This window comes from Roseateles sp., from assembly GCF_965229315.1.
Lineage (GTDB): Bacteria > Pseudomonadota > Gammaproteobacteria > Burkholderiales > Burkholderiaceae_C > Pelomonas.
Genome location: NZ_CBDDJA010000002.1, coordinates 2,821,421 through 2,846,631, shown reverse-complemented (window position 1 = coordinate 2,846,631; position 25,211 = coordinate 2,821,421). Strand labels below are relative to the sequence as shown.

17 protein-coding genes and 2 pseudogenes are annotated in these 25,211 nt (G+C 62.8%); 13 read left to right on the top strand and 6 right to left on the bottom strand.

Annotated elements, in window-relative coordinates:
* Window positions 1-378: 378 nt before the first annotated feature.
* Genes ACO07H_RS18050 through ACO07H_RS18035 form a run of 4 tightly spaced genes read right to left on the bottom strand, consistent with a single transcriptional unit; the run spans window position 379 to window position 2,640 of the window.
* Window positions 379-1,263, bottom strand: coding sequence for a DUF1173 family protein (locus tag ACO07H_RS18050; protein ID WP_422016652.1), 885 nt, complete (start codon window positions 1,261-1,263; stop codon window positions 379-381).
* 18 nt (window positions 1,264-1,281) lie between these two features.
* Complete coding sequence (locus ACO07H_RS18045) at window positions 1,282-1,938, bottom strand: OmpA family protein (protein WP_422016650.1); 657 nt, start codon at window positions 1,936-1,938, stop codon at window positions 1,282-1,284.
* On the bottom strand, window positions 1,902-2,231 hold the full coding sequence (locus ACO07H_RS18040; protein WP_422016648.1) for a hypothetical protein: 330 nt from the start codon (window positions 2,229-2,231) through the stop codon (window positions 1,902-1,904). The genes ACO07H_RS18045 and ACO07H_RS18040 overlap by 37 nt, the downstream gene beginning before the upstream one ends.
* Window positions 2,206-2,640 carry a hypothetical protein gene (locus ACO07H_RS18035; RefSeq protein ID WP_422016646.1) on the bottom strand — a complete coding sequence of 145 codons (435 nt, stop codon included), beginning with the start codon at window positions 2,638-2,640 and terminating at the stop codon, window positions 2,206-2,208. The genes ACO07H_RS18040 and ACO07H_RS18035 overlap by 26 nt, the downstream gene beginning before the upstream one ends.
* A gap of 417 nt (window positions 2,641-3,057) precedes the next feature.
* Between ACO07H_RS18035 and ACO07H_RS18030 the strand changes: the two genes are divergently transcribed.
* Window positions 3,058-3,375 (top strand): hypothetical protein, encoded by a 318-nt coding sequence (locus ACO07H_RS18030; protein ID WP_422016644.1) that lies wholly within the window; start codon window positions 3,058-3,060, stop codon window positions 3,373-3,375.
* On the opposite strand, the gene ACO07H_RS18025 is transcribed toward ACO07H_RS18030, so the two are convergent.
* Window positions 3,369-3,599: a helix-turn-helix transcriptional regulator gene (locus tag ACO07H_RS18025; protein WP_422016642.1), complete on the bottom strand. Its 231-nt coding sequence runs from the start codon at window positions 3,597-3,599 to the stop codon at window positions 3,369-3,371. The genes ACO07H_RS18030 and ACO07H_RS18025 overlap by 7 nt on opposite strands.
* Before the next feature lie 1,119 nt (window positions 3,600-4,718).
* Here ACO07H_RS18025 and ACO07H_RS18020 point away from each other — a divergent pair.
* From ACO07H_RS18020 to ACO07H_RS17975, 10 genes are all read left to right on the top strand, one after another.
* Complete coding sequence (locus tag ACO07H_RS18020) at window positions 4,719-7,031, top strand: GH32 C-terminal domain-containing protein (protein ID WP_422016640.1); 2,313 nt, start codon at window positions 4,719-4,721, stop codon at window positions 7,029-7,031.
* Window positions 7,032-7,157: 126 nt separating this feature from the next.
* Window positions 7,158-9,821: a TonB-dependent receptor gene (locus ACO07H_RS18015; protein WP_422016638.1), complete on the top strand. Its 2,664-nt coding sequence runs from the start codon at window positions 7,158-7,160 to the stop codon at window positions 9,819-9,821.
* Between the two features lie 15 nt (window positions 9,822-9,836).
* The gene (locus ACO07H_RS18010) at window positions 9,837-11,972 is read left to right on the top strand and encodes a hypothetical protein (protein ID WP_422016636.1); all 2,136 of its coding nucleotides are present in this window, start codon (window positions 9,837-9,839) and stop codon (window positions 11,970-11,972) included.
* A 182-nt stretch (window positions 11,973-12,154) separates the two neighbouring features.
* Window positions 12,155-13,186 (top strand): LacI family DNA-binding transcriptional regulator, encoded by a 1,032-nt coding sequence (locus ACO07H_RS18005; RefSeq protein WP_422016634.1) that lies wholly within the window; start codon window positions 12,155-12,157, stop codon window positions 13,184-13,186.
* Entirely contained in the window at window positions 13,183-14,421 is a 1,239-nt protein-coding gene (locus tag ACO07H_RS18000; RefSeq protein WP_422016632.1) for an extracellular solute-binding protein, read from the top strand. The genes ACO07H_RS18005 and ACO07H_RS18000 overlap by 4 nt, the downstream gene beginning before the upstream one ends.
* Window positions 14,411-15,469 (top strand): carbohydrate ABC transporter permease, encoded by a 1,059-nt coding sequence (locus tag ACO07H_RS17995; RefSeq protein ID WP_422018655.1) that lies wholly within the window; start codon window positions 14,411-14,413, stop codon window positions 15,467-15,469. Before ACO07H_RS18000 ends, ACO07H_RS17995 begins: the two co-directional genes overlap by 11 nt.
* Entirely contained in the window at window positions 15,466-16,350 is an 885-nt protein-coding gene (locus ACO07H_RS17990) for a carbohydrate ABC transporter permease (RefSeq protein ID WP_422016630.1), read from the top strand. The genes ACO07H_RS17995 and ACO07H_RS17990 overlap by 4 nt, the downstream gene beginning before the upstream one ends.
* An 80-nt stretch (window positions 16,351-16,430) precedes the next feature.
* Entirely contained in the window at window positions 16,431-17,486 is a 1,056-nt protein-coding gene (locus ACO07H_RS17985) for an ABC transporter ATP-binding protein (RefSeq protein ID WP_422016628.1), read from the top strand.
* Window positions 17,480-19,585, top strand: coding sequence for a glycoside hydrolase family 32 protein (locus ACO07H_RS17980; protein ID WP_422016626.1), 2,106 nt, complete (start codon window positions 17,480-17,482; stop codon window positions 19,583-19,585). The genes ACO07H_RS17985 and ACO07H_RS17980 overlap by 7 nt, the downstream gene beginning before the upstream one ends.
* A gap of 11 nt (window positions 19,586-19,596) precedes the next feature.
* Window positions 19,597-20,529: a carbohydrate kinase family protein gene (locus tag ACO07H_RS17975; RefSeq protein ID WP_422016624.1), complete on the top strand. Its 933-nt coding sequence runs from the start codon at window positions 19,597-19,599 to the stop codon at window positions 20,527-20,529.
* Window positions 20,530-21,003: 474 nt separating this feature from the next.
* Here the strand turns inward: ACO07H_RS17975 and ACO07H_RS17970 are convergent.
* Window positions 21,004-22,353: pseudogene (locus ACO07H_RS17970) on the bottom strand (OB-fold nucleic acid binding domain-containing protein); the annotation flags it as partial.
* Here ACO07H_RS17970 and ACO07H_RS17965 point away from each other — a divergent pair.
* Window positions 22,354-22,455: pseudogene (locus tag ACO07H_RS17965) on the top strand (hypothetical protein); the annotation flags it as partial.
* Between the two features lie 122 nt (window positions 22,456-22,577).
* Entirely contained in the window at window positions 22,578-24,827 is a 2,250-nt protein-coding gene (locus tag ACO07H_RS17960) for a hypothetical protein (protein WP_422016622.1), read from the top strand.
* The last annotated feature ends 384 nt before the right edge of the window (window positions 24,828-25,211 follow it).

Genomic DNA, 25,211 nt, shown 5'->3' with positions numbered 1-25,211 from the left:
AATCAGCCGGTGTGTGCTACGCCCGCATGATGCGGATGCCAAGGGATGTTGCCATGCCCAGCACGTCACTGGATAGCCGCAAACCCTGCACGTTTCCACTCGCGATGACAACGCTCGTCTAGGCCCACGTAGTGCAGCAGGAACAAATCGGCGCGACTCTGAGCGGCCAACGAGCGGTTCAGGGTTGAATGCAAAAAGTTCAGCCTTCAATGAGAACCGACAATGAGCGTGCATTGCTGCGCGTGTCACCGCGCTCGGGCCAGGCTGGCGCCGGGTGCTTGGAGCGGCTCCAGGCTGCGGAGATGCGGTGCGCTACATCGCCAACACACCTACACAAGCGCAGGCCTGCCCAAGCTACGCGATGGCTGCCGACGGAGATCACGCGAACAGCAGCTGCGCGGGCTGGCCCCGATCAAGCAAGGCGACGCAGGGTTGTCTTTCGCTGCTGCCGCGAAGGTCATAGCGAAGGACCTTCTTGAATGAACGACCGTCACGAACCAGTTGTTTGACGAGGTGCTGTTCGTGGACGGTGTCTACCGGAAGCCACTGCGTAGTGACCGGCATCAGATGGATGCCGCAGATGTTCGGTGCGCCCGCCGGCCTCAGTTCGAAGGTTGCAATCATCACCATCCGGATATCGGCCGCAGAACTCCATATACCCAGTTCCCGGCTGAACCGTTGCCTGATCGCCCTGTAAATCTGCTCGTCGAGGGCGAATTCGGTGTGGCCGATCTTCACGTCGCCGATGCTGACCGGGGCGTTTTTGATGATGTAGCGGTCTTTCAACGCCGCTTCCAGCCTGGACACGAGGGCCGACCGCTCGGCGTCGGATTCGATCTTGGCGAGCGCCTTGGCGTCGGCCTGCGCGGGTTGCGGTTGTGCCTTTGGCATGGTCGGCGTGTCGGCCAGGTCGCCCTTGGCTGGGCCTGGGTCAAGCGGGCGCTCGGGCTGTGCCGGCAAGGGCTCGCCGCGCCGCCATTGCGTGCCGACCTTGGTCACAGGCGTGCGCTGGCCGTCCTCGGCGATGGCGGTGAAACGCTGGCTGCCGATCTGCTCCGCCTTGGTGGTGATCTCGGCCATGGTCTTGGCGCGATAAGTCACCTCAGCGAAAGGGTCGCGCAGCTCGAAGCGTTCGCCGCTGAAGTCCAGCGGCGTCTGGAACTTTTCCTTGGCCACCGCCGCGCGGTTGGCGGGTTCAACGGTGCCGCCTGCGCGTTGAGGTTGGGGCGCAGGCTGCGTGCCGGTGGTGGTGTCTGCATCCATGGCGATCTCCTGGGGTGATCAGCGGTTGGCGGTGAGCGCGACGGGCGCGACGCGGTAGATCTCGATCTCGACGCGGCGGTTTAGCGCCTGGCCGCTGCTGCTGCCGTTGTCGGCCACCGGGTCGCCCGTGGGTTGGTGGGTCGCGCGGATGCGCGCGGCGTCGACGCCGGCGGTGACCAGGTAGTCGCGCACGGCATTCGCCCGGTCGCGGGCGATGCGGCTCTCGGCCAGCGTGTCGGTCTGCCCGTCGGTGCGGCCGCGCAGGATCACCAGCGGTGCCGACTTGGCTTCGGCCACCAGCAGCTGCGCTGCATCCGCGGGGATGTCGACGCGGGAGCTGCCGTAGGCGAAGCGCACCGTGTAGATAGTGTTGCCCTGTGCGAGCTTGGCTTGAGGTGGCGTCCCGTCTGCCGCTTGCAGGCTGAGCAGCGCCTGCTGGCGGGCCGAGATGCTGGCCAGCGTGGTAGCTGTGGAGTCCGCCAGGCGTGTGGCCTCCGTGGCCAGCAGGCGCGTGTTCTGCAGCTCGTGCTTGCAGACCTGCAGCTCCACGGTCACTGCCGAGTTAACGGGGCGCTTGCCGGATTCATCGACCGACGGCGGCTTGGGCGGCGAGCTGCAGGACGCCAGCAGGGCGAGCGTCAGCATGACGGGCGTGAGCAGGACGGTCGCTTGCATGGCGGGTCTCCTTCAGGAACAGGTGAGCTCGAACTCGGGGCGTGGGCCCATCGCGGATCGCAGGCGAGCAGCGACCGGATGGACATCCGGGCGGCTTCTTCCTTGATCGCGCTGACGAACACACCAGCGTCGGCCCCCAACGTGCGCACCGCGCGCCAGAACAATTCGACCGCAGCCTGCTCGCTGGCTGCCTTGGCGATGTCTGGAAGGAGGTGAAGCACCCCCAGCGAGTGCGCGTACGTGTGCAGCGACTTCTGGCCGATCAGATCAGCCGTGTCCGGCAAAGATGTCATGACCGCGGCGGCGCAGGAGATCACACAGCAGTGGATCGTCGAAGCGCGTGGGCTCGACGTCGCACCATCGGTCGAATGTCGATCTGTCCTCGAAGAGCATGGCGTGCGAGGTCCGAGGCCCTGTGGGTGGGCAGCAGCGCTTCTCGATGAACAAGCCTGTCGGCGTCTTGGCGATGGCAAACGCGACAGTGCCGCTGCAGGAGATGAGGACGCAGGTTCCTTGGCTACCGGTCTTGAAGAGGCCCACATGCCAGTCGGCGACAGCCTGTCGGTGTCGCTGCTCGCGTAGCGCGAGCCGCTTTGCTCCAAGAGTTCTCGGACCGTCGATGGGATCGAGCTTGCGGTGAAGTGCACGAAATGCGGCGCTGCGCCGAGAGCCGCTGCTGGTGGCGATGTCGTCTGAGTCCATCTCCTTCTCCTTTCGGACGCCGGGATGCAATTCGCTCTGTGTCGCGATTGCGGCAGCGTGTGAAATGCCCCGGGACGAATTGCAGAACGTTGTCGCTGCCGTGTCTAGGCACGCGTCACGTGGACCGAACCGTTGCGACGTTGCAGCGCTGGCATTTGTCTATGTCTCTCAACGCCCCATCGCTTCGGTGCGACCGAACGTTTGTCTGGTCGTCTCGTTCGGTTGGTCGAGACGATAGGGTTTTCACGGAAGAAATTCATTCAGAAAACTTCCGCGCTCGTTCGTCCAATGTGAAAGGGAGCCGATTGGCGTGCCGCGGATTTACGAACTGTTTCCATGTTGTCCCTATCCGGAGCGCTCTGGTGGTTCCATTGCGTCAGCGCGTTATGAGTTCATGTGCCAAATGGGGAGAACAGCATGATCGTCTTCGTGCAGCGAGAGCCGCGTCCGGACGTGCCCTATTGGCCGGGGCGCCGTTTGCTTGCTTCGATAGACGCAGTGGTCTGGCCGCTCGGCTGGGCGATCCTCGTGCACCAGATTCCCGACCTAGGAAAAGGCAGCAGCATGGTGACGTTCGTTGCCGTGTTGTTTGCGCTTTACAGGCTGTCTGGCGCTCTATTCACCAACCATCGGTATTGGTTCACCACCTGGTGGGTGGTGCGCGCTATCGCACTGCTGCTTTTGTGCGGCGTTGTGATGAAGCTGGCCCTGTGGGTGTCAGCCGCCTCTCACTGAGCCGCCTTCGGCCTGGCTTCGAGCCAGGCGTCGATATCGGCCTTGTGCCAGCCGACGGCCCGAGGCGCCAGTTGCACGGCACTCGGGAATCGGCCCTGGGCGATCAGGCGGTAGATTGTCGAGCGGCCAAGACCAGTGCGCTGCCGAACCTTCGGCAGCCTCAAGGTGTCTGACGGGTCGGAAGTGAGTTCCGACGCAGTAGCTTGCAACTCTGGGTGGTCCATGGTGGCTCCTTTGGATGTGTTCACTGGAGCGTAGGTCTCGCTGGACGACCTGGGACTGCGGGATTCGAGGGCAAATTGCCACCACGTGGCGGCGCGGCGCCTTGGTCACGAGCTGTGTGACAGCAGCACGACCACGTGGGCTTGGCTGCCGGCGTGCAGTCAGGTTTCATGCTGGACGAGCGGTCGCCCACCTCTCGTACTTTCTCGTCGGCCTGAAATACTCGCCCGCGAGATGTTGGAGCGAGGCCACTTCATGCTCTAGCTCGTCGATCGTCATCACGACCGGGGCGGCTGCAGCCTCCGGATCCATGTTCCAGTGCAGCGCTACGAACTCGATGCGTGGCGGCGTTTCGAAAGCGCTTCGGGGGACGCTCCATCGCCCGTTGCGTATTCCAGTGGTCGTCAGCATCCAGGCCGGCGCGATGAGCACGCAATCCAGTCACCATGAGCACCCGGCGGAGGCCAGGAGATAAACGGAGCGGTACGTAGGCTCTGCAGCGGCAACTGACGCTCGCGGCCGGCGTCCGTAGGGCAGCTTCGTGCCCAAAGCCGAAATTGATCCGGTGGCGGTAGGAGGCTGGCCGCTGCCACTGAGTTTCGGCGGACCAACGACAGCTGCCGCCAGCACCTGTCACTCGACGATCCGGGGGCCGAATGACCGCTGAACCTCCTGGACCTGCCCTTCCGAGGAGATCGAGCTTGGGACGGAAGGGGCCAACTCTGCGCGCGGTCAGCGACAGGTCTCGCCAGCTTCATACGGCAGGTATCGTCCGCATCCCCGCGGGGGCATTTCTGGACCGCCGGCCGCAGCCTGAGCAGCCGACGCAGCTTAGTCAGAGCATCTTGGGGGAAATACCGACGACGCGTCACGCGAACGAAACTACCATCGATAGACATTTTGGTCCCGCAAGGGCTCTTCACTTGCGACAAATGGCTATCGATGGTCAAGACTTCTTCAGGCTGTAGTGAGGTTGGTTGCCAGAAGGCTCGCCAGCAGCTGTTCGGACTGCGCCGCAGCCATGTTTGTCACTTCTTTGCCAATGCTCGATCTCCGCTCGTCAAAAATGTCTATCGATTGCCATTTGGTCTGATTGCTACCTTGCATGCAAGGGCCAGTTCATGAGCACATTTGGCGCTGTCTGGAGATTAGCCGCTCAAGAGGGCGGTAGTGGTTCGTCGTTGCCTCAATCGATAAGCCGCGCACCGCGCGCGCTCCTGGCGGCGTTGGCCGCCCTTGCTACCTGCGCTACGGCGGCCTCGCTGCCCGCTCCTGTCGTTCATGCGGACTTCGATGCGATCTCAACGGGCGGGCGGTCGAGCGGGCTGCAGATCAGGACGCAATTTCCGGCGCCGGACGTCGTGCCGGGAGTCCTCGGCGACGCATGGCGCACAGACGGCTTCTCCAGCTATGCCGAGGCCAACGTGGTCTTGGAGCCGCGCAAGGGCTTGACGATCTCTTTCTGGGTCGCGCTGGAGAGCTATCCGTCGGACCTGGAAGTGCCGGTGAAGGATCTGGTTCCCTCGTCCTTCGTTCAGCAGGCCGCCGGTGACAAGGGCTTCGACCTGTTCATCGACACGTACGGCCGCTGGGGCTTCAAGGTGGCCACGTCAGCCGGGCCGCTATTGGCCAAGGCCAAGGCAAAGTTTCCGTTGGGACGCTGGGTCCATGTGGTTGCCACCGTCGATCCGGCCTCTGGTGCAGCTTCGTTGCTCCAGGACGAGAAGGTCGTCGGTGCAGCACGCGGCGAGCCAGGCATGTCCTTGCGTCTGGCACAAGCGCCGTTGCGGCTGGCGACGGCGCCCACTGACACCAAGATCCTCGATTTCACGATCAATCGCCTGAACGGCGCCTTCGACCTGGTGGCTGTCTACCCGGAGGCGCTCAGCGACGAGCAGCGTGCGCTGCTGCCCAGGCCTTCGGAGATCCCTGACGCTGCGGCGTCCTTGGTCGTTCCCGACAGCAGATTCGCGACAGACCCCCTGCGTCCCCGCGTCCACGCATTGCCGCCGGCGAACTGGACCAATGAGCCACATGGCCTGATCCGCATCGGGGACACCTGGCACTTGTTCTACCAGCGCACGCCGAATGGGCCGTTCAAGACATTGATGCACTGGGGGCACATGTCGAGTCGCGACCTGCTGGAGTGGGAGAACCACCAGGACGCGCTGGCTCCTGAACTGCAAAGCGACGACTTCGGCTTCGACATGAAGGGCATCTGGTCCGGGCATGTCATTGCTGATGGCGGCAAGGCTTTCGCGTTCTACACGAGCGTCAATCACGGTGACCGGCTCGCTGCCAGCAACCCGGGTGTTGCGATGGCGATCAGCGAGGACCCGCAGCTGAAGCAGTGGAAGAAGCAGGGGCCCATCGTGAACTCGCGAGGAGCCAAGGACATCCGTGATCCGTTCCTTTGGAAGGAAGGGAACACCTGGCACATGATCATCGGCGCCGCGCTTGAGAGCGGTGGCGGCCTCATGTACTACGTCCTTGAGGCCGCAGAGAAGGGTGCCCGCTGGCAGCCCCGGCAGAAGTTCATGGAGCCTGCCTATCGCATGCTCGATATCGGCTCCGAGATCTGGGAGATGCCCGTATTCGAGCGCCTGTCCGATGAGGTCTCGATCCTGGTGGTGAACCCCATCGGCGGCAAGGTCAGCAAGTACGGTGAGCCGAGCACTCGGGCGGTCTATTGGACTGGCACCTGGTCGGGTGGCACCTTCAAGCCGTTCTTCCGGACTCCGCAGCCACTGGACCTGGTTCCGGGCCATCTCGCACCCACAGTCGGCCGTGCGGCAGATGGCAGTCTCCGCGCGATCGGCATCGTCGACGAACGGCGCACGCCGCTGGCCCAGCAGCGCGCCGGGTGGGCGCACACCTTCAGCCTTCCGCGCACGTGGACGCTGATGAAGGACCGGCGGACGCTTGGTCAAGCACCTGCGCCCGAACTGGCAGCGCTCCGCGCAGGACCGGCCATCGACCGCTCAGCCGTCGCGATTGGGCGCGCGCCGCAGCTACTTCATGCGGGCCATCGGGCTTACGAGTTGCTGATCGAACTAGACGACGAGCAGCCGGCAGCCGGCCCGATCCACCTGGACGTACTGGCGTCACCCGACGGCCAGGAGTTCACGCGGCTGAGCTTCGACCCTGCCAAGGGCGCAGTGGTCGTCGACAAGTCGAAATCCACCTTGTCCGCAGACGGCGAGGGGCCACAAGTCCTGCGCGGAAATTACTCAGCCGAAGCGTTCGGGGCCATGCAGCGGCTGCGAGTTTTTGTCGATGGCTCGACGGTCGAGGTGTTCATCAATGACGCGGCCGCTTACTCGCTGCGCAGCTACCCGTCGCTGCCGAGCAGCACAGAGATACGAATTGGTTCCGACGCAGCGAAACCTTTGCTGGCGACGGTGAACCTCTGGCCGCTGCGATTGCCGAAGTAGTTGGCTCACGGGCTCGCGCAAGCGGCGGGCCTCGAAGGTTGTTTTTCCAGACGTGGCATTCGGCGCGACCAGAACGAAGGTTCGCAAGGTCCGAAGCGCCAAACATTACAAAGTAGGAGACAGACGATGAGATTCAAGAGAGGCGCGTTGCGCCTGTTGCCCCTGGCGCTCTCCGTTCAAGCCGCTTTCGCTCAGCAGGCGCCAGCGACGCAAGCCGATACGGACGTTCAGCGCCTGAACGACGTGGTGGTCACGGGCAGCGTCAAGAAGACGCAGAAGAAGGACTCGACCAACACCATCAACACGATCTCGGCTGAAGAGATCCGCAAACTGGCGCCGATCAGCACGGCCGACCTGCTGCAGAACGTCCCTGGCATCTTTGCCGAGGGCAGCACGGCAGGCGAGGCGAGCAACAACATCACCGTGCGCGGTCTGCCCGTCACCGGAGGTTACCGCTACGCGCCGCAGTTGATTGACGGCCTGCCTTGGTTTGAAGAGCCCGAGGTGCCGTTCATGAATAACGACGTGGCGGCGCGCTTTGACCTGATGACCAAGCGGGTCGAAGTGGTGAAGGGCGGCACGGGCGGCATCCTCTACTCGAATGGCCTGGGTGCGACGGTCAACCACATCACCCGCACGGGCGGCCAGACGCTTGAGGGTGGCTACAAGCTCGAAGTCGCCGACTACAACTTTCTGCGTAACGACTTCTTCCTCTCGGGGCCCATCAACAAGAACCTGACCTTTGCGGTCGGCGGCTTCTACCGGACCTCGGATGGGCTGCGTGATACCGGCTACACCGCAGACAAGGGCGGCCAGGTGCGTGGAAATCTCGTCTACCGCACCGACGACGGCATGACCGAAGTGCAGCTGCATGCACTGAAGATCAACGACCGCACGGCCTTCTATCAGAACGTGCCCTTCCAGGTGCCAGCCATCACCCAGCCTGGCACGGCGGCCAACCCGGTCCGCATCGACATGGATGCGGTATGGCCGCTCGGCATCGACTTCGCCCACGGCACGGTGGCGTCGCCTTCCAACCGCAAGTTCACGATGCTCGGCGAGTACGGCCAGCGTCAGGTGGACGTCGCGGACGGCATCCACCCCAACTTCAACATCTACACCGCCAAGCTCAGCCACGAGTTCGAGTCGGGCTGGACCTTCGATGGTGGCGTGCGCCACACCTCCGGCAGCAGTGGCTTCAACGGCCTCTTCACGGGCAACGACACGACCACCGCGGCACGCTTCAACAACGCGCGGTTCAACAACGACGTCCTACGCTTCGGCGCCTTCTACCAAGGCGCTGTGGGCGTGGCGGCATACGGCCTGAACGGCGGCGCACGCGTCGCCGACAGCACCTATCTCAACTACCTGATCCCGTTCATCACGACCACCGACGCCAAGAGCACCTCGGTCGACCTGAAGCTGGGCAAGACGCTGAACCTGCTAGGCGAGCACCAGGTCACCTTGGGCGCCTACTTCACCGAGTACTCCAACAAGCAGAACTTCCAGCAGTCGCTGTTGGTGTCGACGATGAACGACCATCCGGAGCTCGTCGAGCTTCGTGCCATCGACGCCGCAGGAACTCCCGTGGGGCCGAGCGTCACGTCAGGTGGCGTCATGCGTCTGGGCTTCAACGGCTACCTGGCCGACACCAAGGTCAAGGGCGAGGCCATCTACCTGCAGGACCACTGGGAAACGCTCAATCGACGCCTCAAGCTGGACGTCGGTGTGCGTCACCAGACGCAGCGCGCCAACGTCATCTACAACGTGCGTGACCAGACCACCAACCTGACGCCTGCAAGTGTGGTCCCGGGGAGCACCGCTGACACCATCGCCGACAACGAAGTACTGCTGCCCGGTGCCAACCAGTATCTGAACTCCAAGGTCAGCGCAACAGGCTGGTCGGTCGGCGCCAACTACTCGGTCAGCTCTAGCCTCGCGGTCTACGGCCTGGTCTCGAGCTCGTTCCGGCTGCCGAGCCTGGAGCAGTTGAACCAGCTCCAGTTCGACCCCACGGCTCCCGGCAGCAAGGTCGAGAAGATCATGCAGTACGAGACGGGCACGCGCTTCTACGCCGATACCTGGGACACCCAGATCGCTCTCTTCTACAACAAGTTCAGCCCGCGCGACCAGTACGTCGACTACCGCGACTTCACGTCGCCGCAGTGCACACCCGCCGGCACCATCGTCGACATCAACAGCTGCCCACTGGTCCGCGAGTTCTACCGCCGTGGCATCCAGAACATCGGGCTGGAGGTGGAGGCCGCCTGGCGCCCGCGTGCCGTGAAAGGCCTGGAACTGCGGTTCACTGGCGTCGTGCAGGACCCCAAGGTCGTGGACGCCAACTACCGCACCGTGAAGGAGATCCGGGTCAACGATGTCGTCACCGGCTATACCTTCGAGCAGATCGGCGAGGACGGTCGCCGTCCGCGACGGCTGGCCAACGTCATGGCAAACGTCCAGGCAACCTGGGACCTGAAGCCCTACACCGGCCTGCCCTTCAAGCCCTACGCCAAGTACACCTATTTCGGCAGCCGGTACTCGGAATCCCAGGACGTCAACGTCACCCTTTACCCCGCGTACTACCACCTGGACGGCGGCTTCATCTGGGACTTCAACAAGAACAGCGCGTTCCAGTTCCACGTGTCCAACATCACCAATCGACTCTCGTTCACTGAGGGCGATCCGGTGTTTGTCGACCTGAAAGGCCCCAACGGCGCCACCAATCGAGGTGTGAGCCGGCCCCTGTTCGGCCGCACCCTGCGCGCCATGTACACCTACTTCTTCTGACCCGGGAGAACAACGATGAAAAAGCTCCTGTGCCTGTTGTCGATCACTTTGCTGCTCGCTGCCTGTGGCGGCGGTGGCGGAGCAAGCCTCGACTCACTGCCTCAACCCAAGTCCCCGGTCATCGCCGATCCGGGTTCGATCAGCGTGCCTGAATTCAGCCGCGATGTGACGAAGCTGTCGGTCACCAGCCCGGACAACAACAATGTCAAGCTGTCGCTCACGGGTCCCGATGCCGCCCTGTTCTCGATCAGCGGCGACGGTTCAATCCGCTTCGCGATCCCACCCAACTTTCTGGCGCCGTCGGATGCCAACAAGGACAACGTCTACCAGGTCACCGCGGTAGCGGACGACACCTATTCAACGCCGTCCAAACTGGCGCTGTCGATCAAGGTAACCTCATGCCCGACATGCCACGTCGCGAACACCTCGGCGCATGTGACGACGGACGACACCACCTTCGTCGATGAGAACGTCATCGCGAGCTTCGAGTTCCCGGCGCTGATGCAGCAGGACACGGCCAAGTACACCCTGACCGGCGCCTTTGCCGCGACGACGAACTGGAACAACCTCGAGTACAACAACCCGACTCTGGCGCCCATCGCCGCTCGCATCGGCGACGCTGCGGTGTCGACCTGCGAAATCGGCGGTGGCGGTTGCGATGCACCCACGGGCAGCATCACGATCAACAACGTCACCATCACGAAGGACTCGATCACCTTCCTGATGTCGGGTGGCAACGGCGGCCCTGACGTGGGCGCGCAGGTGCTCTATACGCCGCCGGGCTCCTCGGTCGCGCAGGTCCTGGGAACGTACAACCCGAACAGCTGCGGTGATCCCGTCCTCAAGGGCGATCAGCACTACGTCAACTTCGACACCAGCGGGCTGATCGGTGAAAAGGTTCAGCTCAAGATCTTCGACAACGCTTCGGCGGGCTGCGGCTTCGTTGCCTTCGATCACTTCTACCAGACGGACAAGCCGCGAGGCACTCTCGCCGGCGTGCTCACCAAGCCGCTGTCGCCCGTCAAGGTCACCGTCGAAGGGGCTGTGACGTTCCAGAAGATGGTTCCTTTCGCAAGCTTCGAGAATCCGGTCGACATGGTGGCCAAGCGCGGCTGGGTGGGCACCGGTGTCTTTGCCAATCCCACGGCAACCAACTGGCAGGGCACGACCGGCACCGACGCCAACGCTGCGCGTGTGGGTGACAAGGCCATCACCACCTGCGAAATCGCTGGACCGGGCACGCCGTGCGACCCACCGGTGGGCACGCTGACGTCGCCGTCCTTCAAGGTGACCGATCAGTATCTGAACTTCCTGATGCACGGCGGTGGCGCCGGCAAAAACGTCGGCTTGCGGGTCATGGACACCGTGGGCAACGTGCTGCTGACTTACACACCGACCAGCTGCGGCCCCTCCTTCATCCAGAACGACGATGACTGGACGCACATCGACATCTCCGCGTTGAACTCGGCCTACATCCAGGCGCAGTTGTTCGACGAGGAGGCGACGGGCTGCGGCTTCGTCAGCACTGACCAGTGGTACCAGTCCTCCACGGCCTGGAATCCGTCGGGCAACGGCAAGGACGGCGGCAAGGTCACGCTGACCCCGGCCTCGACGGCGACGCTTGGCTTCAACGTCACAGTGACTGCGGACGCCTTCGCCCAGGTCATCGGCGACTTCGATGATGCGGTGGCCACGGCCCAGGTGTGGACGGCAACGGGCGACTTCGCCAGCCCCGCGAGTGCCGACGCCTGGAAGGGTGTTTCGGGTGGCGCGAGGGTGGGGGCGCGCGCCGTCAGCACCTGTGAGATGAACGCCAACAGCAAGGGATGCGACGGTTCGACCGGCACGCTGACTTCGCCGCTGTTCACCGTAAATGCAAGCCGGCCTTACCTGAACTTCCTGATGTCGGGCGGCAATGCCAACGGCACCGTGGGGCTCAAGGTCCTGGACGCCACAGGAACGGTCCTGGCGACCTACACGCCGAACTCCTGCAACCAGTCTTCCATCAAGGATGACGGCAACTGGGTGACCATCGACCTCACTGCACAGGCCGGCAAGCAAGCCAAGGTGCAGATCTTCGACAACGAGGCGGGAGGCTGCGGCTTTGTCAGCTTCGACCAGGTCTACATGGGCGCTGTCAAGAAGAAGTAATCCACCGGCTCCGCTGGGGGCGGTTGCGTGCATCCCTCTGGCCTTCGGGCCTTGTAGGCGCCCTCGGGCGCCTGTTTCTTGGAGGTCCCGGGAAAACCCGAGCGACAACCCTCCCCAGGACAATTACCATCGATAGACAAATGGCTACCGATGGTCATTTGATCTAAAAGAATGTTGGAGACATGACTTCTTCGGCCACGATATACGAGGTTGCTGCAACCGCCAATGTGTCGGTACGCACTGTCTCGCGATACCTCAACGATCCCACCTGCGTCTCGACGAAGACTTCTGCGTTGATCATCGGCGCCATGCAGGCCCTGAAGTACCGGCCGTCGATCGCTGCGCGGTCGTTGAAGGGCGTCAAGACCAACCTGATCGGTGTGGTCTCGGATCGCATCACAACGAGCCCAGATTCGTTCGAGCTGATCAAGGGGCTGCAGCTGTCCGCTAAGCAGCAGGGCAAGCGCCTCCTGATCGCCGAAAGCGGCGGCTCCGAAGAGGACATCCCTTCCCTGATCGACGAACTGATCGAACACCGCGTGGACGCGCTGATCTTTGCGACGCACTTCCACCGGCCAGTCGACACGGACTTGCTCGAGCGGGCCGACGACCTGCGTGTCGTTCTACTGAACTGCTATGCGCAGCGCAGTGACTACGCCGCAGTGGTGCCCGATGACGAACAGGGCGCCAGGGACGGGCTCGCCCATCTCTACGAACTCAATCACCGCCGCGTTGTCGTCTTCGAGCTCTTTGCCGACATGCGCGCAACCCAACTGCGACACCGGGGCTATCTCAAGGCTGCAGCCGATCGAAAGCTGCCGGAGCCGGTCTTCGTGCAGGGCTCGGGAGGTGGCAACGCCGACGACGAATTTGCAAGCATCGACGCCCTGGTGGGTGAGGTGCTGCGAGCGCACAAGCCAACCGCCATCGTGGCCGGCAACGACAAGATGGCCGCTCGCATCATCCAGTGCCTGCACAAGCGTCAGATCGCCGTCCCGGACGACATCTCCGTGCTCGGGTATGACGATCATCCGATGCTGGTTCACGCCACGGATCCGCCGCTCACCAGTGTGCGCCTGCCCTACCTGCAGATGGGCATGCACGCCGCCAGGCTTGCCTGCGATCCCTCGTCAAAGGGCAAGCTCAAGGAGCGCTGCGATGTTCAGACACGTGCATCGGTTGCGGCCGCGCCGGCGGGCAGGAGCCGCAGGTGAAGCATTTGATTGGCGCAGCCGCTGCGTGGGCCGCGATGTCTGCTCTTGCGGCACCGCAAGAACTTCATGTCTGGCGCCATGAAACCGGCGACCTTGAAATGGTCGCCAGCGCCAATGCAGTCGAGCGCTTCAATCGCAAGCAAAGCGAGTGGCGTGTCGTAGTGGAGACGCTTCCCCAGGGCTCATACCAGCAGGCAGTGACTGCTGCGGCCATGACCCACAAGCTGCCTTGCGTGCTGGACCTGGATCAGCCGTCGGTTCCCAATTTCGCGTGGGCGGGTCATATCCAGCCCCTGGAGGGGAAGCTGCGCCCGGCCGGCGCAGAAGCGCTGATCGCTGGTGGACGCTCCACGCTGAAAGGCAAGCTGTTCGCGGTGGGCCAGTTCGATGTCGTGCTCGCATTGTTCGCGCGCAAGAGCGTGCTCGAGAAGGCCGGCATCCGCGTCGCGACCCTTGAGCATCCCTACTCGGCCGACGAGTTCCGCGACATCCTGCGTCAGCTCAAGAAGCAGGGCGTCCGCTATCCGCTGGACCTCAACGGCCAACGCAACGGCGAATGGGTTCCCTATGCGTTCTCGCCGTGGCTCCAAAGCGCAGGAGCCGACCTGATCGATCGCAAGACGTTCAAGGTCGCCGAAGGCGTGCTGAACAGCGACAAGGCGCTGACCGTGCTGGACTACTACCGTAGCCTGTTTGACGAACGCCTGGCGTCGCGCAAACCGGTGGACGAGCAGGCCTTCCTCAGCGGACGCGCCGTCTTCAACTACAACGGGTCATGGGCCGACAGCGAATACCGCAGGAAGTTCAAGGATGACCTGGTGGCCATGCCGCCCCCCGCCTTCGGGCAGGCGCCGCGCATAGGCGCGGGGTCCTGGCAATGGGCGGTCTCCAGCAGCTGCCCCCATCCGGAAGGCGCCCGTCAGTTCATTGAGCACCTGATCAGCACCAAGGAGATCGCCGCCTTCTCGGTGGAAACCGGCCTGATGCCGACGAGTGAGGCCGCAGCGGATCTGACGACGATGTACCGCGTCGGTGGCTACGGCCGCGACTACTTCGAATTCGCACGCAGGTTCGCGGTTCTGCGCCCGGAGACGCCCGCTTATCCCCTCATCAGCAGCAGCTTCGAGCGCGCCATGAAGGAAGTGCGCGAGGGCGGGGACGCGGCGGAGGCACTCGATCGCGCCGTTGAAGCGATCCAGCAGGACTTGAAGCGCAACCGTGACTATGGCTTCTGACATCAAACATTTCGGGCACGCGCGTTGGGGCGAGGTGGCTGCGCTGCTGGGCCCGGCACTTTTCCTCTTCGCCGCCTTCGTCGTCCTGCCGTTCATCATGGCGGTAGGCTTCAGCTTCACCAACATCAAGCTGCTGCAGTCCGACAACCTTGAATGGGTGGGCCTCGACAACTACACGCGGATGTTCTCGCTCAAGCTAGTCGAAGCACCGGCAGCGCTGGTCAAGGAGCAGCAGAACCCCTCGCGGCAGTGGCGGCAGCTCAAGCGCGCGGACCCCGCAACCCTCGACGGCTTTCAGTACCTCACGAACGTCCAGATCGCCGGGTCGCATTACCTGGTCGGCGCACGCGACCCGCAGTTCCTGCGCTCCATCCTCAACACCTTCCTGTTCGCGCTGCTGGTCGTGCCCTTGCAATGCGGCCTCGCATTAGCGATGGCGCTGTGGGTGAACCAGAAGTTCCGCGGGCGTGTTGGGCTGCGTACCGTGTTCTTCTCACCGGTCGTGACCTCGATGGTCGTCGTCTCGGCGATCTGGGGGTTGATCCTGCACACCGACGCAGGCTTGCTCAATCAGGTGCTGAGAGCCGTCTTCGGTGACGAAGCGGCCCAGCCCGACTGGCTTGGCGACCCGCGCTTGGCCATGCTCTCCATCGCCATCATGTCGGCCTGGCAGGGCGCTGGCTTCCAGATGTTGATCTTCCTGTCCGGCCTGCAGGGCATCTCGAACGACCAGTACGAAGCCGCCAGCGTCATGGGCGCGAACGCCTGGCAGAAGTTCATCTACATCACGGTGCCTGGGCTGAAGCGGACGCTGGTGTTCGTCATGCTCTCGACGACCATCATGGCCTTCGGCCTGTTCACGCAGGTCGACGTGCTCACCGGTGGCGGCCCGCGCGACTCGACCACGACCATCATCTTCCACGCGGTCCGCGTGGGCTTCCGAGAGCAGGACATTGCCTACGGCTCCGCCATGACGCTGTTCTTCTTCCTCTTCGTGCTGCTGCTGTCGTTCGGCCAGAAGAAGATCATGGAAAGGTTGGGATCATGAATCGGTCCGCAGAAGGAGCGCTGGTCGCCGGCAAGCTGCTGCATGTCGCGTTGATGGTGCTTGCGGGCATCGTGTTCGCCTATCCGATGCTGTTCATGTTCGCCGCCGGCTTCAAGCCGAGCGAGGTGATATTCGCCGACCTTGGCAGCCCGACGGCCCTGATCCCGAATGCCAGCTGGACGCTCGACAACTACCGCGCGATGTTCGAGAAGGGCTCAATCGGGTCCTACTTGTTCAACTCGGGCGTGGTGTCTCTGGTCACGGTCGTAGCGGGCATCTTCATCAACAGCGCCGCTGCCTTTGCGCTGGCAAAGCTGAAGTGGCGCGGCCAGGGCGTCGCGCTGTCCCTGGTGATCGGCCTGCTGATCGTGCCGTTCGAGGTGCTGGCCATCCCGCTGCTGCTGATCGTGTCCAAGCTGCCGTGGATCGACATCGGCACAGGAGCAGTCGTCGTCGGGTGGCTGGACACGCTGCACGTCCAGTTCGTGCCCTTCCTCGCGAACGCGTTCTGCGTCTTCCTGTTCTATCAATTCTTCAAGGATGTGCCCGACGAACTGCTGGAGGCCGCCCGGATGGACGGCGCCGGCGCGCTGACGATCTACCTGCGCGTCGTGTTGCCGGTCTGCAAGCCGGTCATCGTGACCGCCGCCATCATCCTGTTCCTGGGCATGTGGAACCAATACCTGTGGCCGGTGATGACCGTCCACACCTCGCAGGCGCGCACGGTGATGGTTGGCCTGCAGCAGTTCTATGGCCGCACGACGCAGTGGGGCGAGATCATGGCCTACGCGTCCATCATCACGTTGCCGGTGCTGGTCTTCTTCCTGGCCTTCCAGAAGCACTTCATCCGATCCGTGGTCGGCGCGGGCATCAAGGGCTGAGCGCGTCGACGATGCGACCGCGGCACCTTTTTTGCTCTCTGATGTCTATCGGTAGCCACAACTGAATCTCGAGTTTCAGCATGCCAAACATTGTTTTCAACCAGGTCGACAAGCGCTATGAGGAGCATCTCGACCGCTACGTCTTCAAGGGGCTGAACCTGCACCTGCGCAAAGGGGAGTTCACCGTGCTCGTGGGGCCGTCCGGATGTGGCAAGTCGACGCTGCTGCGCATGATTGCCGGCCTCGAGGCTGTCAGCGGCGGTGAGCTGACCTTCGACGGCACGCGGGTGAACGAACTGCCCCCGGTGGAGCGGGGCGTGTCGATGGTGTTCCAGAACTATGCGCTGTACGCGCACATGACGGTCTACGACAACATCGGCTTCGGCCTGAAGATTCTCAAGACGCCCAAGGCGAAGCGTCACGAGATGATCCTGCATGCGGCGCGGCAGCTGCAGCTGGAGGAGTTGCTGCAGCGCAAGCCGGGCCAGTTGTCGGGAGGGCAGCGCCAGCGTGTGGCCATTGGGCGGGCCATCGTGCGCGAGCCCAGGGCCTTCCTGTTTGATGAGCCGCTTTCCAACCTGGACGCGAACCTGCGCGGCCAGATGCGCACCGAGATCGCGCAGCTTCACCGCCGCCATGGCATCACCACGGTCTACGTCACGCATGACCAGGTCGAGGCCATGACGCTGGCGGACCGCATCGTGGCGCTCAGCCGAAATGGGCTGGAGCAGTTCGGCACGCCGGACGAGTTGTTCGACACCCCGGCGAACCTATTCGTTGCCGGCTTCATGGGCACACACCGCATGAACCTGATCAAGGTTGATCGTGCGAATGGTGCGCTGCTGCGCATGCTGACCGGGCGAGACCATGACGAACTGGCAGCGGTCGGCATCGGCACAGTGGGTGCGCGACCGGAGCACCTTGAGCTGACCCCTGGCGCCGCGGCGAACGTGCAACTGGTTGAGCGGCTTGGCGCTGAATCTCTCGTGCACCTGAGCATGACAGACACGACGGATGCAGTCACCGTGTTGACGACGGATCGGTTGGTCGCATTCGGCCAGGGGCGCTCGCTTCAGATCGCCGCAGAGCGCCTTCACTTCTTCGACTCAGCCGGCCAACGGCTGGCGCCGTGCTGAACCGGCGTGGCTTTTCTCTTGGCTCCATGGCGCTTGCCGGCTGCGGCGGCGGCGCTTCCACCACTTCTCCCGAGACCCCACCGATCGTGAACCCGCCTGTACCTCCTTCCCAGCCGCCCCTTTCGAAGCTAGACGCCTGGCGACCTCGCTTTCACTACAGCCCGGCGCGCAACTGGATGAACGATCCGAACGGGCTGGTTTACGTCGATGGGGAGTACCACCTCTACTACCAGTACAACCCCTTCGATGCGCAGTGGGGCAACATCAGTTGGGGCCACGCGGTCAGCACGGATCTGATGTCCTGGCGCGAGCTGCCGGTCGCGATCCCCGCGTCGGAGCACGTCATGGCCTTTTCAGGCTCGGTGGTCGTGGACCACGACAACACTGCGGGGTTTGCGCCTGCGGGCTCCAAGGCACCGGCGATGCTGGCCTTCTTCACGGGTTTCGACCCGGTCACGAAGATTCAGTCCCAGCATCTCGCTTACAGCCTTGATCGCGGGCGCAACTACGTTCCCTACGCAGGCAACCCGATCATCGATATCGGCTCGAAGGAGTTCCGGGACCCGAATGTGTTCTGGCATGAGCCGACGAAGCGCTGGGTGATGCTGGTGGTCGCGGCACTCGAGCAGGAGGTTTGGTTCTATACCTCCACAAACTTCAAGAACTGGACCAAGGTGTCGACGTTCGGGCCTGCCGGCTCGGCCGCCAACAACATCTGGGAAGTCCCGGAGCTCATGGAGATGCCGGTCGTCGGTGCGCCTGGCCAGAAGCGCTGGGTGCTCATCGTCTCGGTCAACCTCGGTTCCATCTGGGGAGGGAGCGGCGTCCAGTACTTCGTCGGCGATTTCGACGGCACCCGATTCGTCGCGGAAGCCAGTGAAGCCCTGGACGCCGTCACACCGCCTCAGGGCGACCTTGTGGCCGACTTCGAGGGGGACCGCTTCCCGGCCGGTTGGCAGGTCACTGGCTCTGCCTTCGGCGGGGGGCCGGTCGCGGGTTCTCTGGATGGACAGCAGCATGTCGGCGGGTTCCTGGGGCGCCGCTTCGCGTCATCCTTCCATGGCGGCGACGCGAGCACAGGTACGCTGACCTCGCCCGTGTTCATGATCACCAAGCCTTTCCTGTGCTTCCAGATCGCAGGCGGGCGCGGCCACGCGACGCGTGTGGAACTGGTCATCGGCGGCCGCGTGCTGCAGCAGGCATCAGGTGACGACACCGAGATCCTGAAGTGGGTGTCTTGGGATGTGGCGAGCCTGGTGGGACTGGGAGCGCAGCTCCGGGTCGTTGATGAAGCCACAGGTGGCTGGGGTCACATCAGCGTCGATCACTTCGTCATGACCGACCGTCCGGTGCACCAGCCAACCAATGCCGAGATCACCCTTTGGGCTGACTACGGGCGGGACTTCTATGCGCCCATCACCTTCACCAACATGCCCGGCGGCCGCCGCATCTGGCTGGGCTGGATGAGCAACTGGGATTACGCACGCGCGCTGCCCACACAGACATGGCGTGGCCAGCAGTCGCTGCCGCGTGAACTGAGCCTCGCGGTCACACCGCATGGCCTGCGCCTTTGTCAGACGGTTGTGGACGAGGCGAAGGCGTTCGTCAGCGCCACGCCTTTGCAACGGGCTACCGATGTTCCGGCGAGCCAGGTGGCGGCAAGCCTCACGGAGTTCGCCAGCTTGGGCAGGCAGTTGCGCCTGAGGCTGCGGCTGTCGCGCGCGACGCTGCAGGCGCCCGTCGGTGTGGAACTGTTCAAGGGCTTCGTCGGCTCGGTCAAAGTTGGCTTCGATCCGGCGTCGGATTCGTTCTTCGTCGACCGCCGGACGTCGTCACCGGAGTTCGCTGGACAGTCTGAGCGGCATCTGGCTCGACGAGTCATGAACACCGACGAACTCAGCATCGAGATCTGGGTGGACGGGAGCACGCTGGAGGTCTTCGCGGACTACGGTCTGGTGGTGATCTCAGACCTCGTGTATCCCGATCCTGCCGCGTCGAGCCTTGGCTTCTTCCACGGAGCAGAGAACCCGAGGGTCGGTTTGTTCGAGGTCGGTGCCGTGCAGGCCACGATGTATCCGCTGCTGTCGGGAACCCCCTGAGGAGTACCAAGATGATCCTGGTTTGCGGTGAAGCGTTGATGGATGTCTTTTCGGAGCAGGAGACGGCGTCTGGGCTGGTGCTTGACGCGCGTGTCGGTGGGTCGCCCTTCAACGTGGCGGTCGGGCTCGCACGGATGGGGCAACCCGTCGCGTTCTTCGGTGGCTTGTCTCAAGGCTTTCTAGGTGATCGCCTGCGCAAGGCACTCGTGGCAGAACACGTCGAAATCGGCTTCAGCCCCGTCGTCGATGCGCCAACCACGCTTGGCTTGGTCGGGCTTCTGGACGATGGGTCGGCGTCCTACGCCTTCTACGGCAATGGTTGCGCTGATCGCCTGATCAAGGCCGATGACATTCCTGACCTTGACGACCGCTTCACGGCCTTGCACTTCGGGTCCTACACCACGGTCGTCGAGCCCGTTGCCTCGGCTCAGCGGCTGCTCATCGAGCGCGAGCGGCACAGGCGTCTCATCGCCTACGACCCCAACCTGCGGCTCAACGTCGAACCGAACCTGGGTCGCTGGACGTCAACGATGGCGTGGATGGCGGCCCATGTGCACATCATCAAGGTCAGCTCCGAGGATTTGCACGCTTCGTTTCCTGGGGCGCCCCTCAACGAGGTGGCCAAGTCTTGGCTTGGGCTTGGGTGCCGCCTCGTGGTAGTGACCCGAGGTGGCAGCGGCGCCATCGCATTTACCCAAACGGAAGTCGTCGAGGTGGCGTCTCCACGCGTCGACGTTGTCGATACCGTGGGTGCAGGGGACACATTCCAGGCAGCACTTCTGACCTGGCTGTCGGAGAGGGGAACTCTGTCTGTTGCTGCGGTGGAATCGCTCGGCGCACAGCAGTTGCGGCTCGCCCTTGAGTTTGCGTCCGGCGCGGCGTCCATGACGTGCACACGGCGGGGGGCGGACATGCCGCGCCGCAAGGAGTTTGGCAACGGGTAAGCGGCGAACTGACGTTGAGCGGCTGCTTCAGAACGGCGATGCCTTCGCCGCAAAGTAACGCTTCGGGTCGTGATGACCAGCTCGGCCCTTCGAGAAGCAGGCATTCGAAGCGGGTTGGCGCAGCGAGTGGCGGCCAAGCCGGCTGGATGGCTGCTTCACCCGTGACAGCGGTCATCGCCGCTGGCTCGTCCGCCGGTGAGCCAATGACAGCTCCGTGTCCCGCACCGCGAACCTGCCTACCCGCCACGGATGACGGCAACCGCTGCGCTGCCGTCCTTCGTCGTCGATCACGAGCTTCGGCTTTGGGCACGAAGCTGCCACCCGATCCGACGGATTGAATTTCAGGAACCGCCGACAGCCGGCGCTCCGGGTTGGAAGCTCGACCGTCTGCAATCGCTGCATATGCGCGCCCCCGGCGGTTCCTAGCCGACGGGAGGGGCACGAGATCGTCCACAGCGAGACCCAACGCTACGATCAGCGAAAGTCCCTGCTGCTGGTCTCTAGTTCGCCGAGCAAGGGGGTCAAGTCTTCGAGTCGTCTGGCGATGAGGCTGCAGGCGTCGCCCTGTCTTTGCCATCGTCCCGTCACGCCCAACAGGCGGGACTGCAGCAATTCCTTGGGTTGTTCCTCGCGAACACTGGGCCACACGATGACCTGCACATTGCCGGTCTCGTCCTCCAGGCTGACGAAGATCACACCCTTGGCGGTCTCGGGCTGCTGGCGCAGCGTGACGATCCCGCAGTAGCGCACGCCTTCGCCGTCATCCGTGTTCATCAATTCGTCGGCGGTGATGAAGCGACGCTCGTCCAGCTTGGGCCGAAGCAGCAACAGTGGGTGGCCGCGCAGCGTCAATCCGAACGTGCGGTAGTCCCAGATCACCTCCTCGCCTTCCGCAGCGGCCGGCAGGTCCAGCACCGGCTCGTTCACAGGCGCGTCACGCAGCAGTTCGGGTGGTCTGCGGAGCACAGCGGCGTCCCACACCTGCTGCCGGCGATGGCCGCTGAGGCTGCGCAGCGCGTCGCTTGCCGCCAGCTGCTGCATGTCCAGGTGTTCGAGTCTGGCCAGGCGCGCAAGCTCTTCCGCGCTCTCGAAGAAGGCACCTGCGCGGGCGGCCACGATGCGCTCAGCCGACGCCTCCTTGAAGCCCTTCACGAGCCGCAGACCCAGGCGCACGGCGGGGCGGTGCCCGACGTCTTCCATCGTGCAATCCCATTCGCTGAAAAGGACGTCGATGGGCCGCACGTCGACCCCGTGGCGCTTGGCGTCCTGCACGAGCTGGCTCGGCGAATAGAAGCCCATCGGCTGGGAGTTCACGATCGCGCACAGGAACTCGGCGGGATAGTGGCACTTCACCCAGCACGTGGCGTAGACGATGATCGCGAAGCTCGCCGCGTGACTTTCCGGGAAGCCGTAGCTGCTGAAACCCTTCATCTGCTCGAACACGTTGCGCGCGAATGCCTCCGTGTAGCCTCCCGCCATCATCCCGCCGATGATCCGCGGCTCGTACTTGTTGAGGCTGCCGGTGCGCCGCCAGGCCGCCATGGCCCGACGCAGACCGTCCGCCTCTCCCGGCGTGAAGCCTGCGCACAGGATGGCCAGCTGCATGCACTGCTCCTGGAACAGCGGCACCCCCAGCGTGCGCCCCAATGCCTTCTCGATCTCAGGGCTCGGATACGTCACGGCCACTCGACCGCTGCGCCGGCCCAGGTACGGATGGACCGAGCCCCCCTGGATCGGGCCGGGCCGAACGATGGCGACCTGCACAACGAGGTCGTAGAAGCGCCGCGGCTGGTGCCGCGGCAGCATGCTCATCTGCGCGCGGCTCCCCTGCGCAGCTCCATGCTGTTCGAGCGCTTCATCAGCAAGGAGCGCGGCGAGCCGCCGGACATCGACGTGGACTTCGAACACGAGCGGCGCGAGGAGGTCAGCCGCTGCAGCACGTCGCGTAGGTATGCACTACATCGAGAACCTGATGCGGCTGCCCAGCGAGAAGCCTCCATCAGACCAACATCTGCCGGTCAGTACGCCACAATCACTACGTTTTCAATATGAAGGGCTTCGAAGTGGTATCCGACCAGCTTGCTAGCTACCTTCTAGGAACCCTGGACGGGTTCGGCTTTGAACGCCTGGTCCAGAAGCTTCTAGCCAAGCGCTATGGCGATCAATTCGTTGCACTTGGAGGAGTAAAAGACGGCGGAGCAGACGGGTTCGAGCGCTCAGTCCTTGAGGACAGCACGCGGCCGACTAGCTTCGTTCAAATGAGCATCCAAGAAAACGCGGTCGACAAGGTTCGCAAGACGGTTGCTCGGCTTAAGGAGTATGGCCGGGAGGTCAAAACATTGACCTATTGGACATCCCGAAAGCTCATTGTCGACACCTTGGAAGAACAGCTGAGTGAAGAACTTGAGGTCACCGTTCGCGTTCGAGACTGGGATAACGTCCTGCGCTTGGTCAATTGGAATACTGACACCGTCAAGATTTTTAACGAGCACTTCCGCGCCGAGCTCTTCGAACTCACCAACGCGTCTGCACCTAAAGCCGCCGAAGGCTATGACCTTGTTTCCGACCCCAGCGTCTACGTTTTCCTTCAGTTTGAACGCAGCGAACGATTCAGCAAGGGTGGGCTAGTTGCGCCAATCGTTGATTCCTTGATTTATTGGGCACTTCGAGGCACCAACCCTGACGGCCCAAAGTTGCTGAGCCGTGCCGACTTGAAGAAGGGAATTGCAGACCTGCTTCCAGGCGCTGCCAACATCCTTTTGCCCAGCGTCGATGCTCGCCTGAAGGTGCTTTCCGCAAAGGACGGGGGCGGCAATCAGCGCGTCCGACACTACAAGCAGGCTGACAGCTACTGCCTACCGCACGCCATGCGCGCTTTGCTCGCCGCCGAAAGCGCTTCCGAGCGGTCCTTGAGAACGGACCTGATGGCTTCGCTTGCGGCGCGGGCCACGGAACATGGCGCGACTCAACCAGAAGCTGTGGCGGCTGTCTGCGAACGAGCGCTCTATCGCCACTTCCACGAGCAGGGCCTGATATTGGCTGCATTCCTTGAGAAGCGTGTTGATGGAATCACGGTGTCCGACCAAATCGTCGAAGAGGAACTGCGTCAGACGGCTGGCACCGGTGAGCAGCTTTCTCCGCAGTCCTATGCAGCTGCACTGCGCGTACTTCAGAGAGTTTTCTATACGCCATCCAAGGTAGAGAACGAGTTCCTCCATCGCTTAAGTAAGACCACACTTCTCCTCTTCACGCTTCGACACAGCCCTAGACTGGTCGAATACTTCAACCGTATGACTGGGAAATTTCGCCTCCTAGTCGGAACGGATATATTGGTCAAAGCTCTATCAGAAAGCTTTCTGCCGCAGGAACATCGGCATGTCACCAACCTGATGAAAGTCGCCAAGGCCTGTGGCGCTACCCTAGTTCTTGCGGAACCAGTGGTGAATGAGGTGTTCACCCATCTTCACGCCACACACCTTGAGTTCCGTAACCACTATGCGGCTCAAGAACCCTACGTCACTCCGGCAATTGCATCGCAAAGTGACCGGATCATGATCCGCACGTACTTCTACGCGAAGCAACTTATGCAGAGGGTCTCTGGGTGGCGAAGCTTTATTGACATGTTCGTTGAGTTCGATGACTTGGCCAGCAAATCGGCGCGAGGAGAAGTTCAGCTTCAAGCTTATCTATGCAAGACGTTCGAACTTGAGCCTCTGTCAAGGATGGAGATTAGTAAGGCTGTAGACCTCACGCGCGTCGAAGCCCTTGCAAACTCACTCGGCAACGCATTCAAGAACGAGATTCTCGCGAAGAATGACGCATTGATGTGCTTCTCCATCTACGCGCAGCGTGCCCGTGGAAACGAGCAATCGACATACGATGGATTTGGGCTGCGGACCTGGTGGCTGACCAAGGAAACAGCGCTGCTTCACCATACAGGTGCAGTTGTCCAGGAAAACGGCGGCACTCCCTTCATCATGCGCCCTGAATTCCTCCTCAATTTCCTGTCGAATGCACCCAAGGCAGCGGAAATTGATCCTGTCATTCGTGACCTCTTGCCCAGCCACGTCGGATTGCAGATTGGCCAGCATTTGAATGCTACACACATGCACAAACTTCTTGGGCATGTTGACGAGTGGAAGGTGCTTCCGGAAGCTCGACGGGAGATTCGCATCACTGACGCGGTAGACAAACTCAAGTTTGATCGGCTCAAGCGCTATGAGAAGAATCTCGACTTGGCCGGTGTCGACGAAGCGGATGCTGTTCTCAATGCATTGAGAGAAGGAACGAAATCGTAGGCCAGTGACCGACCGGCAGCGCAGGGGCGGCAGTGACACTTCACGATTGCCAAGAGCGGCCAAATGGGCGTTCATCTTGGCTGAAGGTCAGGCCTCTTGCCGGTCTCGGATGCGGAGCTGCCGTGACCTGCCCCCCGAGGCGCGGACCGGCAGGCCGTCGGCAGCTTGGTGCCCAAGGCGGAAGCCCGAGCCAGACGACGAAGGGCGCCTGCGAGTGCAGTCTTTCGCGGCAGGGCGCTTGCTTCACGATGAGTAGCACAAGGCCGTCATCGGCTCAATTTCCGTGCGCGATTCAATGACTGTGGCTGAGGCAGCAACCCCCATTTAGGGGGGGCTTAATCCTTAAAGGCAAGGATGCCGCTGGAGCGCCGCGCGCTCACGATG